The 14,588-nt window shown below is 60.3% G+C and carries 12 protein-coding genes and 1 tRNA gene; 8 read left to right on the top strand and 5 right to left on the bottom strand.

What is annotated here, in order from left to right; translation table 11 throughout:
- Positions 1-251 precede the first annotated feature (251 nt).
- Positions 252-327, bottom strand: a tRNA-Lys gene (locus ACSQ8V_RS00110).
- A 272-nt stretch (positions 328-599) separates the two neighbouring features.
- On the opposite strand from ACSQ8V_RS00110, the gene ACSQ8V_RS00115 reads away from it, so the two are divergent.
- Genes ACSQ8V_RS00115 through ACSQ8V_RS00125 form a run of 3 tightly spaced genes read left to right on the top strand, consistent with a single transcriptional unit; the run spans position 600 to position 2,384 of the window.
- Positions 600-1,004 (top strand): PaaI family thioesterase, encoded by a 405-nt coding sequence (locus tag ACSQ8V_RS00115; protein ID WP_436206563.1) that lies wholly within the window; start codon positions 600-602, stop codon positions 1,002-1,004.
- 10 nt (positions 1,005-1,014) lie between these two features.
- Positions 1,015-1,890, top strand: coding sequence for a patatin-like phospholipase family protein (locus ACSQ8V_RS00120; RefSeq protein ID WP_436204552.1), 876 nt, complete (start codon positions 1,015-1,017; stop codon positions 1,888-1,890).
- Between the two features lie 17 nt (positions 1,891-1,907).
- Positions 1,908-2,384 (top strand): OsmC family protein, encoded by a 477-nt coding sequence (locus ACSQ8V_RS00125; protein ID WP_213765099.1) that lies wholly within the window; start codon positions 1,908-1,910, stop codon positions 2,382-2,384.
- On the opposite strand, the gene ACSQ8V_RS00130 is transcribed toward ACSQ8V_RS00125, so the two are convergent.
- Positions 2,385-3,398, bottom strand: coding sequence for a D-2-hydroxyacid dehydrogenase family protein (locus ACSQ8V_RS00130; protein ID WP_213765140.1), 1,014 nt, complete (start codon positions 3,396-3,398; stop codon positions 2,385-2,387). It abuts the gene before it with no gap.
- A gap of 495 nt (positions 3,399-3,893) precedes the next feature.
- Here ACSQ8V_RS00130 and ACSQ8V_RS00135 point away from each other — a divergent pair, with 495 nt between their 5' ends.
- Together ACSQ8V_RS00135 and ACSQ8V_RS00140 are read left to right on the top strand one after the other, a co-directional pair.
- The gene (locus ACSQ8V_RS00135) at positions 3,894-5,747 is read left to right on the top strand and encodes a phosphoenolpyruvate carboxykinase (GTP) (protein ID WP_436204553.1); all 1,854 of its coding nucleotides are present in this window, start codon (positions 3,894-3,896) and stop codon (positions 5,745-5,747) included.
- A gap of 338 nt (positions 5,748-6,085) precedes the next feature.
- A complete protein-coding gene (locus ACSQ8V_RS00140) occupies positions 6,086-7,204 on the top strand; it encodes a LysR family transcriptional regulator (RefSeq protein ID WP_213765101.1) in 1,119 nt (372 codons plus the stop codon).
- Between the two features lie 125 nt (positions 7,205-7,329).
- Here ACSQ8V_RS00140 and ACSQ8V_RS00145 read toward each other — a convergent pair whose 3' ends face one another.
- The 3 genes from ACSQ8V_RS00145 to dprA all read right to left on the bottom strand — a co-directional run bounded on the left by ACSQ8V_RS00145 (position 7,330) and on the right by dprA (position 12,025).
- Entirely contained in the window at positions 7,330-9,978 is a 2,649-nt protein-coding gene (locus ACSQ8V_RS00145; protein WP_213765102.1) for a DNA topoisomerase III, read from the bottom strand.
- Between the two features lie 270 nt (positions 9,979-10,248).
- Positions 10,249-10,626 (bottom strand): thioredoxin family protein, encoded by a 378-nt coding sequence (locus ACSQ8V_RS00150; RefSeq protein WP_436204554.1) that lies wholly within the window; start codon positions 10,624-10,626, stop codon positions 10,249-10,251.
- A gap of 85 nt (positions 10,627-10,711) precedes the next feature.
- The gene (gene dprA / locus ACSQ8V_RS00155) at positions 10,712-12,025 is read right to left on the bottom strand and encodes a DNA-processing protein DprA (protein ID WP_436204555.1); all 1,314 of its coding nucleotides are present in this window, start codon (positions 12,023-12,025) and stop codon (positions 10,712-10,714) included.
- A 212-nt stretch (positions 12,026-12,237) separates the two neighbouring features.
- Between dprA and def the strand changes: the two genes are divergently transcribed.
- From def to ACSQ8V_RS00170, 3 genes are all read left to right on the top strand, one after another.
- Complete coding sequence (def, locus tag ACSQ8V_RS00160; RefSeq protein ID WP_213765105.1) at positions 12,238-12,741, top strand: peptide deformylase; 504 nt, start codon at positions 12,238-12,240, stop codon at positions 12,739-12,741.
- A gap of 49 nt (positions 12,742-12,790) precedes the next feature.
- The gene (gene fmt / locus ACSQ8V_RS00165; RefSeq protein ID WP_436204556.1) at positions 12,791-13,783 is read left to right on the top strand and encodes a methionyl-tRNA formyltransferase; all 993 of its coding nucleotides are present in this window, start codon (positions 12,791-12,793) and stop codon (positions 13,781-13,783) included.
- A gap of 70 nt (positions 13,784-13,853) precedes the next feature.
- The gene (locus ACSQ8V_RS00170; protein ID WP_436204557.1) at positions 13,854-14,513 is read left to right on the top strand and encodes a LysE family translocator; all 660 of its coding nucleotides are present in this window, start codon (positions 13,854-13,856) and stop codon (positions 14,511-14,513) included.
- Positions 14,514-14,588: the final 75 nt, after the last annotated feature.

Genomic DNA, 14,588 nt, shown 5'->3' on the forward strand with positions numbered 1-14,588 from the left:
ACCCGGTCGTGCAAACTACGCAGAGGGCCGGGTCGTATTGCTTACAATTATTAAGTATCCTGATCGCTAAGTCAACAGGCGCAGACGTGTGGCCGAACATGTCGATGCTTTATGCAGCGCTCGGGCCAATGAATTTGCACCGACGTCGCTTTATCCCGAACGTTGCCGGACCGGTGCATTGATCCATGACAGTACGCAATTCACAAAGCAAAAAGCCCAGTCGCGATGACTGGGCTTTTTGCATGAATCTTTGGTGGGGCGTGACAGATTCGAACTGTCGACCTACGGATTAAGAGTCCGCTGCTCTACCAGCTGAGCTAACGCCCCGAAAAACTGAATCCGAATTATAGCGACGTTTTCGCCGATTGCGCAACTGTCTGCAACGCAAAACCCGAAAATACCGTCTCGCAGAGAGCTGAAAGCCGCGCGGCACATGGCGCGAGCGATCATCGGCCATCCCAAAAAGGCCTAGCTTCGGGCAATTGTCACGAGCCGTTATCATGACGGACGGATGAAACACGCACTCGTTGCGGCATCGGCAACCGCACGAAAGCAGCTACAAAAACAGCCGCGAGACCACCATCAATAAACCCAAATCCATGGACGAATCCGCCATCCGTGTTCTGCGCGACACCACCTTCGCGCCGTGGATCCGCGACCTGGGCCTGACGCCGGCAAGCTCCACCGATACCAGCGTCACCCTGCGTCTGCCGCACGCGGACAAACTCCGCCACGCGGGCGGCGTGATTTGCGGCCAGGTGTTCATGGCCGCCGCCGACACCGCCATGATTGTCGCCATCGCCCACGCGCTAGGCGGTTTCCAGCCGATGACCACCGTCTCGCTCACAACAAGCTTCCTGCGCCCGGTCAAAAGCGGCGACGTCCTCGTTACGGCCAAAATTCTGCGCCGCGGCCGCAACCTGATCTTCGGCGAAATCGAACTCCACGACGAAACCGGCGCTCTCGCCGCTCACGCGACCACCACGGTCATGCTTCTCACATAAAAAGAAAACCATGTTCGATCAAGTCGTATTCGCCGGCGGTGGCAACCGCTGCTGGTGGCAAGCCGGTTTCTGGGACATCGTCCAGCCGGAACTCAAGCTGCGCCCGCGCGTGATTACCAGTATCTCGGCCGGCGCGGCCACGGCCTGCATGCTGTACATGAACCGCTCCGAGTGGGTGATGGACTACTACGCGCACGTGCTGCGCGACAACCCGAAAAACGCGTATTGGGGCAATTTGCTGCGGGGTGAATCGGTGTTTCCGCACTATCGGATCTACCGCCAGGCTTTACTCGATATCTACGGCGCGGAGTTTCCATCGCTGCAAAATGCGCCGGAGATTCGTATCGGCGTATCGCATTTGCCGCGTTGGCTCGGCGCACGAAGCGCGGTGGCCGCAGGGCTGATCGCCTATAACATCGAAAAGTACGTGCGCAAGAAGCTGCATCCCACGCTCGGTCAGTCCCTGGGTTTCCATCCGGAATTCGTGAAGGCGCAAGAGTGCGCGACAGTCGATGACCTCGCCGACCTGATCCTGCAATCGTCCTGTACGCCGCCGTTCACGCCGGTGATGCATCGAAACGGCCGGCCCGTGCTCGACGGCGGCATGGTCGACAATGTGCCGGTCGGCGCGCTGGATGCATCGCCGGGATTGGTTCTCGTGATGGTGACGCGCGTGTATCCGCGACCGCAGATGTTCGTCGTGGAGCACGGCGCGAACCGCGACCAGCGTCGCGTTTATGTGCAGCCTTCACGGAAGGTGCCGATTTCGGCATGGGATTACACGAGTCCGTCGCTGATGCGGCCCGCGTACGACCTGGGCCGTGCCGATGGTGAGCAATTCCTGACGCGCTTGCCCGATCTGCTCGGCGCAGCGGCACATCTCTAAAAAGGAGTGTTGAACCGATGACCAAACACCACAAATACACGCTGCAAGTCGTCTGGACAGGTGATCAGGGCTCCGGCACCTCGCGCTACGACGGGTACTCCCGCGATCACCTCGTGCGTGCGGCGAACAAGCCGGCCATCGAGGCATCGAGCGATCCGGCGTTTCGCGGCAACGCCACGCGCCACAACCCGGAAGAGCTGTTCGTCGCGTCGCTTTCGTCGTGCCACATGCTCTGGTACCTGCACCTTTGCGCGGTGAATGGCATCGTGGTGACGGGTTACGTGGATGACCCCGTGGGCACAATGGAGGAATCGACGCAAGGAAGCGGCCACTTCACCGACGTCCTCCTGCGCCCGCAAGTGACTATTGGCGCGGGCGGTGACGTGAAGCTGGCCGGCCGTTTGCACGAGGAAGCGCACAAGTTCTGCTTTATCGCGAACTCGGTCAACTTCCCCGTCCGATGCGAGCCGTCCACGGACGTTTCCACCATCTGACTATCGCCGGCGTCCACCCACCAGCGCTTCCGGATTGGCGACGCTCGATGTGTCGCCGGCATCGAAGGCGAGAATGTTCTTGAACGCCGCCGTGAAATAGAGCTCGTAGCTCTCCCTCTCCACATACCCGATGTGCGGCGTGCAAATGACGTTTTCCATGCGCAGCAGGCTATATCCCTGCAGGATCGGCTCGCTTTCGAATACGTCGATAGCAACCATCCCCGGCCGGTTGTGATGCAGCGCGTTGAGCAGCGCGTTTTCTTCGAGCAATTCGGCGCGGCTGGTATTCACAAACAGCGCGGTGGGCTTCATGCGCATCAGATCGGCGGTGGTGACAATGCCGCGTGTTTCGTCGTTCAGCCGCAGATGTAGCGACAGCACATCGCTCTGTTCGAACAGCGCTTCCCGGCTCTCGGCGACATTCACGCCGTCCGCACGCGCGGCAGCCTGCGAGTGCTCCCGGCCCCAGACCACCACTTTCATGCCAAACGCCTTGCCGTAACCGGCGAGCAACTGGCCTATTTTCCCGTATCCCCAGATCCCGAGCGTCTGGCCGCGAAGCACTTGGCCCAGGCCGAAATTCGGCGGCAAAGCGGAGGTCTTCAGGCCGGACTGCTGCCACGCACCCTGCTTCAGGTTCGCGACGTACTGCGGAATCCGGCGTTGCGCGGCCATGATCAGCGCCCAGGTCAGTTCGGCTGGCGCGATCGGCGAACCGGTGCCTTCCAGCACGGCAATTCCGCGCTCGGTACAGGCGTCGAGTTCTATATGGCCGCCCGCCTTGCCGGTCTGGCTGATCATGCGTAGCCGCGGCAGTTTGTCGAGCAGTTGCGAGCTGATCCGGGTGCGTTCGCGGATCAAAACGAGCGCTTCTACTTCCGAGAGTCTGCTAGCCAACTGTCCGAGTCCGCGCACCGTGTTATTGAAGACTTTCACCTCGTGATCGGCGAGCAGACTGAAGCAATCGAGCTTGCGAACGGCGTCTTGGTAGTCGTCCAGGATGGCAATTTTGATTGGCATGGATTGGCTTTTGATAGGCATCAAACGTGCTGCAGAAATTCGAGGATGGACAGGATTCAACGTGCTAAGTTCGGGTAATTACGGATAAATCGGGTAATCACGTATAAATTCGCCAAAATACGGGCATCGCGTCGCGTTAAGCTGCTGTTGTAACCCGTCGAATTTACGGTCGCCGGATGGGTGTTTAAAGAATTCGAATGTGGAATACGGCAGTTTAGCCATTCACGCGTCGCTAGCGCCGGAAAACCGGCAACGATGGAGACAACCCCTATCCCTTTTTAACAGTTTGTTCCGTGCCGACGCAAGCCGCGATTCAGACGGCAGTCGCCACCAGACTAGAACAACTCCCCGACGCATGCCTTGTTTTTGTGTCGCCGTCTGCCACGTGAGTGCCTCCGTGCAAGCAAACCGGTGACTCAAAATGCGCCTCTCGCGAGCAGCGCCGGCGGGTTGCAAACCGTTTTCTCATCTAAGAACGGAGTGTGCTCGATGAACCAGCCCGCAGTGGTAGATCAAAACGTGGTCGCCGACGGCGACGTACCGGCGTACGTGAAGAACCGGAAACTCATCGACTGGGTGCAGCAGGTCGCGGCTCTGACGAAACCGGACCGGATCGAATGGTGTGACGGGTCGGAGGAGGAGTACGACCGCCTGTCGCAACAAATGGTCGATGCCGGCACGCTCAAACGCCTCAATCCCGCCAAACGGCCTAATTCCTACCTTGCATGCTCGGACCCGTCCGACGTTGCGCGGGTGGAAGACCGGACGTTCATCTGCTCGGAGCGCCCGGAACAGGCCGGTCCGACGAACAACTGGATCGATCCGGCGGAAATGCGCCTCACGCTGGACGGTCTCTTCGACGGCTGCATGAACGGCCGTACGATGTTCGTCGTCCCATTTTCGATGGGCCCGCTCGGCTCGCCGATCGCCCATATCGGCGTGGAACTGACGGACAGTCCGTACGTGGTGACGAATATGCGCATCATGACGCGCATGGGCCGCGCGGTGTACGACGTGCTGGGCGCCAGCGGTGAGTTCGTGCCCTGCGTGCATTCGGTGGGTGCGCCTTTGCAGCAGGGACAGAAGGACGTTCCCTGGCCGTGCAACGACACGAAATACATCGTTCATTTTCCGGAAAGCCACGAGATCTGGAGTTTCGGTTCGGGTTATGGCGGCAACGCGCTGCTCGGTAAGAAATGTTTCGCGCTGCGGATTGCATCGACGATGGGACGCGACGAAGGCTGGCTCGCCGAACACATGCTCATTCTCGGCGTGACGTCGCCGGAAGGGCGCAAGTATCACGTCGCGGCGGCGTTTCCGTCGGCATGCGGCAAAACCAACTTCGCCATGTTGATTCCGCCGCAGGACATGGCGGGCTGGAAGGTTTCCACCATCGGCGATGACATCGCCTGGATCAAGCCGGGCCGCGACGGCCGGCTGTACGCAATCAACCCCGAAGCGGGCTATTTTGGCGTGGCGCCGGGCACGAGCGAAAAGACCAACTTCAACGCCATGGCCACGCTCAAGGAGAACGTGATCTTCACGAACGTAGCGCTTACCGACGACGGCGATGTCTGGTGGGAAGGCATGACAGACATGCCGCCGGCGCATTTGATCGATTGGCAGGGTAATGACTGGACACCCGAGTCGGGCGGAAAGGCAGCGCATCCGAACGCGCGTTTCACGGCGCCGGCTGCGCAATGTCCGTCTATCGACGCCGATTGGGAGAATCCCGCCGGCGTGGCAATCGATGCGTTTATCTTCGGCGGCCGCCGTTCAGATACCGTGCCGCTCGTCACTGAAGCGCGCAGCTGGAACGAAGGTGTCTACATGGCCGCGACGATGGGCTCTGAAACCACCGCCGCCGCAGCCGGCCAGCAGGGCGTGGTCAGGCGCGACCCGTTCGCCATGCTGCCGTTCTGCGGTTACAACATGAGCGACTATTTCGGCCACTGGCTGAAAGTGGGCGAACGACTGGAGCAACTCGACGCCAAACTGCCGAAGTTCTTCTGTGTGAACTGGTTCCGCAAGGACGCGGACGGCAAGTTCGTGTGGCCGGGTTTCGGCGACAACATGCGCGTGCTGAGTTGGATGATCGGCCGTATTGAAGGCACCGCTCACGGCGATGAACACGCGTTCGGTCTCTCGCCGCGCTTTGAGGACATTGGCTGGGGCACGCTCGATTTCACCCGCGAGCAGTTCGAACGCGTTATTTCCGTGCAGGACTCGGCATGGCGGGCTGAGCTCGAACTACATGATGAGTTGTTCGCGAAACTCGCCCAGGGATTGCCTGCCGAGCTTGCGGAGACGAAAGCCGCATTCGGAAAGAGGGTTTCGGCCTGACTTTCTGTTAGAACCCGATTAATGCGATTGGTGACGGAAATCAATATAATCGGTTAAATAAGGGCCGCATTAGCGGCCCGTTCTTATTTCTCGCTATACCGCGTCAAAATTGCATCCGCGAGCTTTTCAGAATGATGTCGGCTCTCGCTGGATAGCTGCATCGTTCCGAATTCAGCAACAATACGCTGCCTTTCACCTTACTGAACGGTAAAGCCGAAATCTTTTGTCAGAAAAAGTCACATTTAAGGCAACTTCTGCACGAAAACGAGAGTCCTAGGATAATTCCGAATTGCTTCTCTGGAATTTAAAAGAGGCCGTCTAGCAGCAGGAGTTGTCTCATGGATCATTTGCAGTCGATGAAAGTATTCGTCCGAGTGGCGGATCTCGGCAGTTTTGCACGCGCGGCCGGCGCAATGGATATCTCGAATGCCGTGGCGACCCGTCATATTGCTGACCTCGAAGGGCGTCTGGGCACCCGCCTGCTCAACCGCACCACGCGCAGCCTGTCGCTGACCGAGTCCGGCCAGGTGTACCTGGAACGCGCCCGCCAGATCCTCGACGAACTCGAGGACGTCGAACAAATGGTCGTTGCGCGTAACCACGAGCCGGTTGGATCGCTACGAATTGTCGCACCCGTCGTGTTTGGCCTCCACAATCTCGCGCCCGTGCTGCAGACCTACACAGAACGTTATCCGAAAGTCGTGCCGGACGTCACGCTGGTCGACCGGCAAGTCGATCTGGTGGAAGAGGGCTTCGACGTGGGCATTGTGATCGCGCGCCAGATGCGCAGCGCGAGCATTGTCACGCGACGCCTCACGACCGGCTGCCTGACCGTGTGCGCGACGCCCGGGTATCTCGAAAAGCATGGCGTGCCGACGCGGCCGGAAGACCTGTCCGAACATCCGTCGCTGAGTTTGCCGTCCGAATATTTCGGCGATGAGCGTGTGTTCACCGGCCCGGAAGGCGAAGTGCGCGTGCGGCCAACGAACGTGATCGTCGCGAACAATACCGAGATGCTGCGCCAGTTCGCGCTGCTCGGCATGGGCATCGCCATCCTGCCGAGTTACCTGATCGGCAACGACACCACGCGCGGCAAGCTGGTGCGCCTGCTGAGCGACTACCAGCTACCGCAGGTCGAGATCAACGTGGCGTATCCGAGCCGGCGCCATTTGCCCGCGAAGGTGCGCACGTTCATCGATCACCTTGTCGAGCATTTCAGCCAGATGCCGAATCATCAGCTTGGCGAGCAGTGGGTGAAGGACGGGATCGTCAAGCCGGGGGCGCCAGCAATCGATGAGCGCGATTCCGAGCCGTTGGTCGCGCACGCGGCCTATGCGGAAGCGGAAGGCGGTGCACGATTTGAAGCCGAAACGCCTCCCGCCGATGACAACAGACTCAGTGGCAAGCCTGCGAAATCGCGCTCGCGTGCGACGCCGGCCATGCCCTCGCCGTTCTGACGGAGGCCGCCGTGCTGGGATTTGTTGAGTGGTTAAGCGTTGTCCAGCGCGATGAACAAAAAAAGCCCGCGAATGATTCGCGGGCTTTTTTTATGCTGCCGGGCCTAACCCACCGGCCCTGAAAACTAACCCGCTTTGCGAGCCGGCGTCTTCTTGGCCGCGACCTTCTTTGCCGGCGCTTTCTTTGCCGCAGGCTTCACAGCGGACTTCACGGCCGTCTTTTTAGCTACCACGGCGACGTCGCCGTCACCTTCGTCTTCCGCTTCGGTCGCTGCTACCGCGCCGCGCTTGACGGCCGTTTTCGCACCCGGTTTCGGCTCTTTCTTCTCGAATTCGAAGCCGATCTTGCCGTCTGGCTGCTTCACGAGGAATGCCTTGAAGTTGCGTCCCGTGCGCGACGACTTGAAGCCCGTCAGCAAGTCCGTCCGTCCTTCCTCAAGCAACTTCGACATCTGCTCGCGCGACATTTCCTGTTGCAGGATCACCTTGCCCGAACGGAAATCGCAGGTCTTCGGATTTGCCACCGAGTTTTCGCAGACGTAACTCATGCCGTGCTCGTAGACCCGCGACTGGCATTTCGGGCACGCGCCAACCGGCGTTTGCTCCGAAAAATCCACCGGCTCGCCGTCTTCGCCACCTGAATCCTGACCAAAGTCGAACTCGAGCTTCCAGTTCTTGATTTCGTCGTCGAAGGACAGCTTCAGGATTGCGGAGAACGGCCGGCCCATCTTGCTGCGGAAACCCGACAGCGGCCCGATGGTCTTGTCCTTGATCAACTGCTCGACTTCCGGAATTTCAAACTGACGTCCGCCAGGAATCTTCGAGATCGAGAACTCACATTTCGTACAAGCGAACCGCCGATAATTCTCCTTCACCTGGCTACCGCAATTCGGACATGGTGTTTCGAGCGTCGAATAATCGCCGGGGATGGTGTCGGAGTCGTATTCCTTCGCGCGCTTCACGATGGTCTGCGTCATGCGCGCGATTTCCTGCATGAACTCGTCGCGCGGGAGCTTGCCGCGTTCCATCTGCGACAGCTTGTGCTCCCACTCGCCGGTCAGTTCCGGCGCCGTCAATTCCTCGACGCCGAGGCCACGCAGCAAGGTCATCAACTGGAACGCCTTCGCCGTGGGGATCAGCTCACGGCCTTCGCGTACCATGTACTTCTCACCCAGCAGCCCTTCGATAACCGCCGCACGCGTAGCCGGCGTGCCCAGACCCTTCGCGGCCATCGCCTCGCGCAATTCCTCGTCTTCAATGAGCTTGCCCGCGCCTTCCATGGCCGAGAGCAACGACGCTTCGTTGTAGCGCGCAGGCGGCTTCGTGACGAGACCGACTGCCGCGACCTTCTCGACGTCGACCTTCTCGTCCTTCTGAACCTGTACGAGATTGGCTTCTTCGCCGCCCACTTCCTTGCCGTAGACCTGCAGCCAACCCGGTTCGACAAGCACCTTGCCTTCGGTCTTGAAATGATGGCCGGAGACTTCGGTGATCCGCGTGGTGACCAGGTATTCGGCCGCCGGGAAAAACACCGCAAGGAAGCGCTTCACGACCAGGTCGTACAGCTTCTGCTCCGGCTCGGACAACGCCTTGGGCGCTTGCAAGGTCGGGATGATGGCGAAGTGATCGCTGATCTTCGAGTTGTCGAAGATGCGCTTGTTCGGCTTCACCCAGCCCTTGTCCAACACCTGCTTCGCATGCGGCAAGTAGTTGTTGCTCTCCTTGAGCATCGCGAGCGTGTCTTTCACCGTCGGGATGTAATCCTCGGGCAATGCGCGGGCGTCGGTACGCGGGTACGTCAGCACCTTGTGCTTTTCATACAACGCCTGAGCCAGTCCGAGCGTGTTCTTGGCCGAAAAGCCGAACCGGCCGTTGGCTTCGCGCTGCAAGCTGGTCAGGTCGAACAGCAACGGCGACATCTGCGTGGTCGGCTTCGCTTCTTCCGTTACCGTGCCAGTCTTGCCGCGACAAGCCGCCACAATGGTTTCAGCAGCCGGCAAGCTCCAGAGCCGCGAGTCGCGCTGCTCCGGGTCGCCCTCGACGCGCTTGAATTTCGGGTCGAACCAGCGGCCTTCGTACATGCCCTTCGCGGCGATGAATTCCGCACGCACTTCCCAATAATCGCGCGACACGAACCGGCGAATCTTTTCCTCGCGTTCCACGACGATAGACAATGTTGGTGTCTGAACGCGGCCAACGGTCGTCAGGAAGAAACCACCACCCTTGCTGTTGAACGCGGTCATGGCGCGCGTGCCGTTGATGCCGACGAGCCAGTCGGCTTCAGAGCGGCAACGGGCGGCATCGGCGAGCGGCTGCATGTCGGCGTCGCTGCGCAGGTTCGCGAAACCGTCGCGGATGGAACCGGCGGTCATCGACTGGAGCCAGAGACGCTGCACCGGTTGCTTGGCCTTTGCGTGCTGTGCGATCAGGCGAAAAATCAGCTCGCCTTCGCGCCCCGCGTCGCAGGCGTTGATCAGGCGGTCGATGTCCTTGCGCTTGAGCAGTTTCGTCAGCACTTTGAGCCGTGATTCGGTTTTCGCGATCGGATTCAGGTCGAAATGCGGCGGAATAACGGGCAAATTGGCGAAACTCCACTTGCCGCGCTTGACCTCGAATTCCTCGGGAGCGGCAATTTCGAGCAAGTGGCCGACAGCCGACGACAGCACGTAGTCTTCGCTTTCGTAATATTCGTCATGCTTGGTGAAGCCGCCCAAAGCGCGCGCGATGTCGTTCGCGACAGAAGGCTTTTCAGCGATGATCAGGGCTTTGGACATGACTCGATTCTAGTTAGGGACTGGCATGAGGCCGGGTTTCGGGGGCTTGCGCCGCCGCGGTTCGGACCCGTTAACGTCCGCTTTATAGCATATGGCGTGCGGCGCGCGGTCTGGCATTTGGTGAAACGCGGGATGCCGAACGGTGAATGTGGGTGCTTTGTGATGCAAGCGCGAAAGCCGTTTCAGCTTACGAGCGCGCTTGGTTGCGCATAGTGGTCTTGCCGGTTGATTTGATTCACGCGTCGATTCACCGCCGATTCACCGGCCAATTCACGCAGCGACCAGCGCGGGCCGGATCTTCGGTGCGCCCACCACACCCGGCAATGCGCTCAAGTCCGTCAACATGCGCGCGACAATGGACGTTTGCGGCAACACCGTTCCGAAAAAACGGGTTGTCACGGCGTCCTCGATCAAGATGGTCGGAAAATTTTCCACATCGAGGTCATCGAAGCGATCTGCCTGGTTTTCGATGTCGATCCACGCAAAGCAAATGTCTGGATGGGCATCGGCGAGCAGGTTGAAACTCTCGCGATAATCGCGGCACGTCCCGCACCATTCGGCGCACAGGCAGGCGACGAGCAGCGTGCCGGCGCTGGCCATGCGCTCCGCAATCTGATCGGCGTCGGTGTCGAGATTCAACGCGGGCATAGTTCCTCGCAGTCCTTTTCGTAAGTAATTTGTCTGGCGGTGCAGGCAGCGGATTTTGTCGCGAATGTAGCATGGCGCCGAAAAATCAGCGTTCAAGCCGGGTAAAGCGTCCGCCGGGCAACGCGCCAATCCGCCCCGACAGTTCGAGCTGCAGCAGCAGGCTTTGCAACGCCGCGCCATCCATTTCGGTCCGTTCAGCAAGAATTTCAAGCGTCGCAGGCGAATGTCCGAGTGCATCGAGCAGGCGTTCGGCTTCGGGGTTGACAGGTTTGAGAGATGCCGACGCCCAGGACGCGCTCGCCGGTTTGCCTCGAGCGGCGGAGCCTGAGCCCGACGCGTCCTGAAGCGCCAGCGCGAATTCGCTGGTAGCCGCTTCGGTGCTGGCGTCCTCCGCTGGACGCATTTTCCCGCGCCTTTGCTGCTTCGAAACGGGAGACGCAGCCGCTTCGCTCTGAACCGCGAAACCGAACTCTTCGAGAATGTCTTCGGGCGTTTCCGCGAGTTTCGCTCCCTGCTTGATCATCCGATGACACCCGCGCGACAGCGGCGCGTGGATCGAGCCGGGAATAGCAAAAACGTCGCGGCCCATTTCGTTGGCGAGCCGGGCAGTAATCAGCGACCCCGAGCGCATGGCCGCTTCGACAATCAGCACGCCGCTCGCCAGCCCCGCGATCAGCCGGTTACGCTGCGGAAAATTTGCCGGCCGGGCCGGCGTGCCGAGTGGCCATTCCGACACGATCGTGCCGTTCGACGCAATTTCGTGCGCCAGCGCGTGGTGCAGCGGCGGATAGACGAGATCCGCACCCGTTCCGATGACCGCAATCGTGCCGCCGGGACCGCCGAGCCCTCCGCGATGCGCCGCGCCATCTATACCCAGCGCGAGCCCCGACACGATCGCGAGCCCCGCTTCTGAAAGGGCTTGCGCGAAGCGGCGGGCGTCGTCGATACCTTGCGGCGTTGCGCTCCGGCTGCCGACAATCGCGACCGCCCGGGCCTGGAGCAGGTCCAGCCGTCCTTTTATATATAGCAGCGGTGGCGGATCGGGCATGGTCAGGAGCGCCGGCGGGTACGCGGAATCCGCAAGCGTGACAATTCTGTTGCCGGGAACCGACGCCCACTCAAGCGTGCGCGCAAGGCATTCGTCGAATGAGCCGAGTTCCGAGCGCGGCGCGGAGCCAAGCACGGCACCCGCGGCTTTCTCCCCGGCGATTGCCGCGAGCGCGTGGAACGGCTGGTTCAACACCGCTTGCGGCCCGCCGAATTCGGCAAGCAACGCACGTAACGCGATGGGCGGCAAACCACTCGCATTCGCCAGCCGCAGCCAGGCTGAAACGTCCTGCAAATCGGTTTCTCCCAGACAGGGCTTGGCTTCGGTTGGCGGCAACAGGAAAGGCGTCATGTTAAAATTTTCATATTCCGAAATACGAAAGGATTGTCGAACGGCCTTGTTCCTGGCCGTTCGGACAACGCGTCGCCGCTCCACGAGCGGCACTGAAACGACGTTGAAGCGCTGCGTTTCGGCCCAATCATCTTCTCGATACCGGCACTCTTTTACAACCTGGCCGAATGGCCGACTATCGCGCGCTGCGGCGTGCGTCGATAATCTGAATCATGGCTCTGCTCAACATACTCAAGTACCCGGACAAGCGGCTGCACAAGGTCGCAAAGCCCGTAGAGGTCGTCAATGACCGGATTCGCAGGCTCGTTGCCGACATGGCTGAAACCATGTATGCGGCGCCCGGCGTCGGCCTTGCCGCGACCCAGGTGGACGCGCATGAACGCGTGATCGTGATCGACACGTCGGACACGCACGATCAGCTTCAGGTTTTCATCAATCCGGAGATCATCTGGTCGAGCGACGAGAAGAAGGATCACGAGGAAGGCTGCTTGTCGGTGCCGGGCATTTATGACTTCGTCGAGCGGCCGGAAAAGGTGCGCGTGCGGGCGCTGAACGAAAAGGGCGAGACGTTCGAAATCGACTGCGACGAGTTGCTTGCCGTGTGCATCCAGCATGAGATGGATCATTTGATGGGGCGCGTGTTCGTCGAATACCTGTCGTCGCTGAAACAGACCCGAATTCGCGGCAAGATGAGAAAGCTCGAAAAGGCGCTGTGACGCGTCGATTCACTAAGACGGATGCTGGAATTTGCAGGTTGCTGAATCGATGACCCAATCGCTGCGTGTCGTATTTGCTGGAACACCTGAATTTGCCGCTGTCGCGCTGGCCGCCATTCATGCGGCCGGTTTTCATGTGCCGCTCGTGTTGACGCAGCCGGACAGACCCGCCGGGCGTGGGTTGAAACTGGCCGCGGGGCCGGTGAAGCGGTTCGCGGTCGAGCACGGCTTGCCGGTGGCGCAGCCGACCTCATTGCGCCGTAATGGCAAGTATCCCGAGGAAGCCGCCGCTGCTATCGAACGGTTGTTGGCTACGCCGCACGACGTCATGGTGGTCGCGGCGTACGGGCTGATCCTGCCGCAGGAAGTGCTCGACATCCCGCCGCTGGGTGCAATCAATATCCACGGCTCGCTGTTGCCCCGCTGGCGCGGTGCAGCCCCGATTCATCGTGCAATTGAAGCCGGTGACGACGAGACGGGCATCACATTGATGCAGATGGATGCAGGGCTCGACACCGGCGCGATGATCGTCAAAGGCCACATCTCGATCACGTCCACCGACACCACCGCCACGCTGCACGACCGGATGGCGCAGCTCGGCGCTGATCTGATCGTCGAAGCATTGCGGGATCTCGAGCGCGACGGCGCTTTGCCCGCTACGCCGCAGCCGCAGGACGGCGCAACCTACGCGGAGAAGATCGCCAAGCACGAAGCGGCGCTCGACTGGCGTCGTCCGGCGAGCGTGCTCGCGCGTCAGGTTCGCGCCTTCGATCCGTTCCCCGGTGCGTTCGGAACGCTTGATGGCGTGGTCGTGAAGATATGGGCCGCCGAGCCGGTGGAACTGACGGGTAATGCCGAGGCCGGCGTGATTGTGGAAAGCGGCGCGGAGGGGGTCGTGGTTGCGTGCGGTCAGGGCGGCTTGCGTGTTACGCAGTTGCAAAAGCCCGGCGGCAAACGACTCCCCGTGCGCGAATTTCTCGCTGGATCGCCTATTGTTGAAGGGCAACGATTCGAACTTCGGGAAGTCGCGCCGGGTGCCTGAAACGGTGTCCGTGTATTTCCCGCAGCGTCGCTGCGGCGGCTAAAGCCAGCCAAAAAACAAAGGTCCCGCAATGCTTGGAATTACCGGTTTCACGCTATTTATCGTCGCCGTCATGCTGCTTAGCGTTACGCCGGGGCCGGATACGGCGTACATCGTCGGCCGCAGCGTTGCGCAAGGACGCGGCGCGGGCGTAGTGTCGGCGCTGGGCATCGCGCTCGGCTGCATCGTGCATACGCTGGCCTGCGCGTTTGGGCTGACGGCGTTGCTGGCTGCATCGGTGACGGCATTCACTATCGTCAAATTCGCGGGCGCGATTTATCTGATCTATCTTGGTGTGCGGCTGATTTTCGCGAAACCGGTCGCCGCGAAAATTGGCAGTGGGCCGAGCGAAATCGAAGCAACCCGCGTTCACGCCGCGCCGAAATCGCTGCAGCAACTCTTCACGCAAGGTTTCTTCACCAATGTGCTGAATCCAAAAGTGGTGTTGTTTTTTGTCTCGTTCATCCCGCAATTCGTTGCTGTCGACAGCGCGCACAAGACCCTTGCCTTCCTCGCGCTCGGTTTGGTGTTCGTGCTGGTCAGCACCTTCTGGAATACGTTCGTGGCATGGATCGCGGGTAGCGTGACGCAACGCTTTTCCGGCAAGCCGAACGTCAAGCTATGGCTGGACCGCGTGGTGGGCAGCGCATTCGTCGGATTGGGCATCAAGCTGGCGACTTCGCATAGGTGATTGAATTTTTCCGGGATGCCCTTATCTAACATTTTGCTTACAATCTGGGGCCGAGCAATGATTAACAGATTCTTC

Source organism: Caballeronia sp. LjRoot31 (genome assembly GCF_964253885.1).
GTDB lineage: Bacteria > Pseudomonadota > Gammaproteobacteria > Burkholderiales > Burkholderiaceae > Caballeronia.

Bases quoted from the DNA above. Each gene is read 5' to 3' on its own strand.
- ACSQ8V_RS00115 (WP_436206563.1), top strand. From the start codon at position 600: ATGGACGAATCCGCCATCCGTGTTCTGCGCGACACCACCTTCGCGCCG.
- ACSQ8V_RS00120 (WP_436204552.1), top strand. From the start codon at position 1,015: ATGTTCGATCAAGTCGTATTCGCCGGCGGTGGCAACCGCTGCTGGTGG.
- ACSQ8V_RS00125 (WP_213765099.1), top strand. From the start codon at position 1,908: ATGACCAAACACCACAAATACACGCTGCAAGTCGTCTGGACAGGTGAT.
- ACSQ8V_RS00135 (WP_436204553.1), top strand. From the start codon at position 3,894: ATGAACCAGCCCGCAGTGGTAGATCAAAACGTGGTCGCCGACGGCGAC.
- ACSQ8V_RS00140 (WP_213765101.1), top strand. From the start codon at position 6,086: ATGGATCATTTGCAGTCGATGAAAGTATTCGTCCGAGTGGCGGATCTC.
- ACSQ8V_RS00145 (WP_213765102.1), bottom strand. From the start codon at position 9,978: ATGTCCAAAGCCCTGATCATCGCTGAAAAGCCTTCTGTCGCGAACGAC.
- ACSQ8V_RS00150 (WP_436204554.1), bottom strand. From the start codon at position 10,626: ATGCCCGCGTTGAATCTCGACACCGACGCCGATCAGATTGCGGAGCGC.
- dprA (WP_436204555.1), bottom strand. From the start codon at position 12,025: ATGACGCCTTTCCTGTTGCCGCCAACCGAAGCCAAGCCCTGTCTGGGA.
- def (WP_213765105.1), top strand. From the start codon at position 12,238: ATGGCTCTGCTCAACATACTCAAGTACCCGGACAAGCGGCTGCACAAG.
- fmt (WP_436204556.1), top strand. From the start codon at position 12,791: ATGACCCAATCGCTGCGTGTCGTATTTGCTGGAACACCTGAATTTGCC.
- ACSQ8V_RS00170 (WP_436204557.1), top strand. From the start codon at position 13,854: ATGCTTGGAATTACCGGTTTCACGCTATTTATCGTCGCCGTCATGCTG.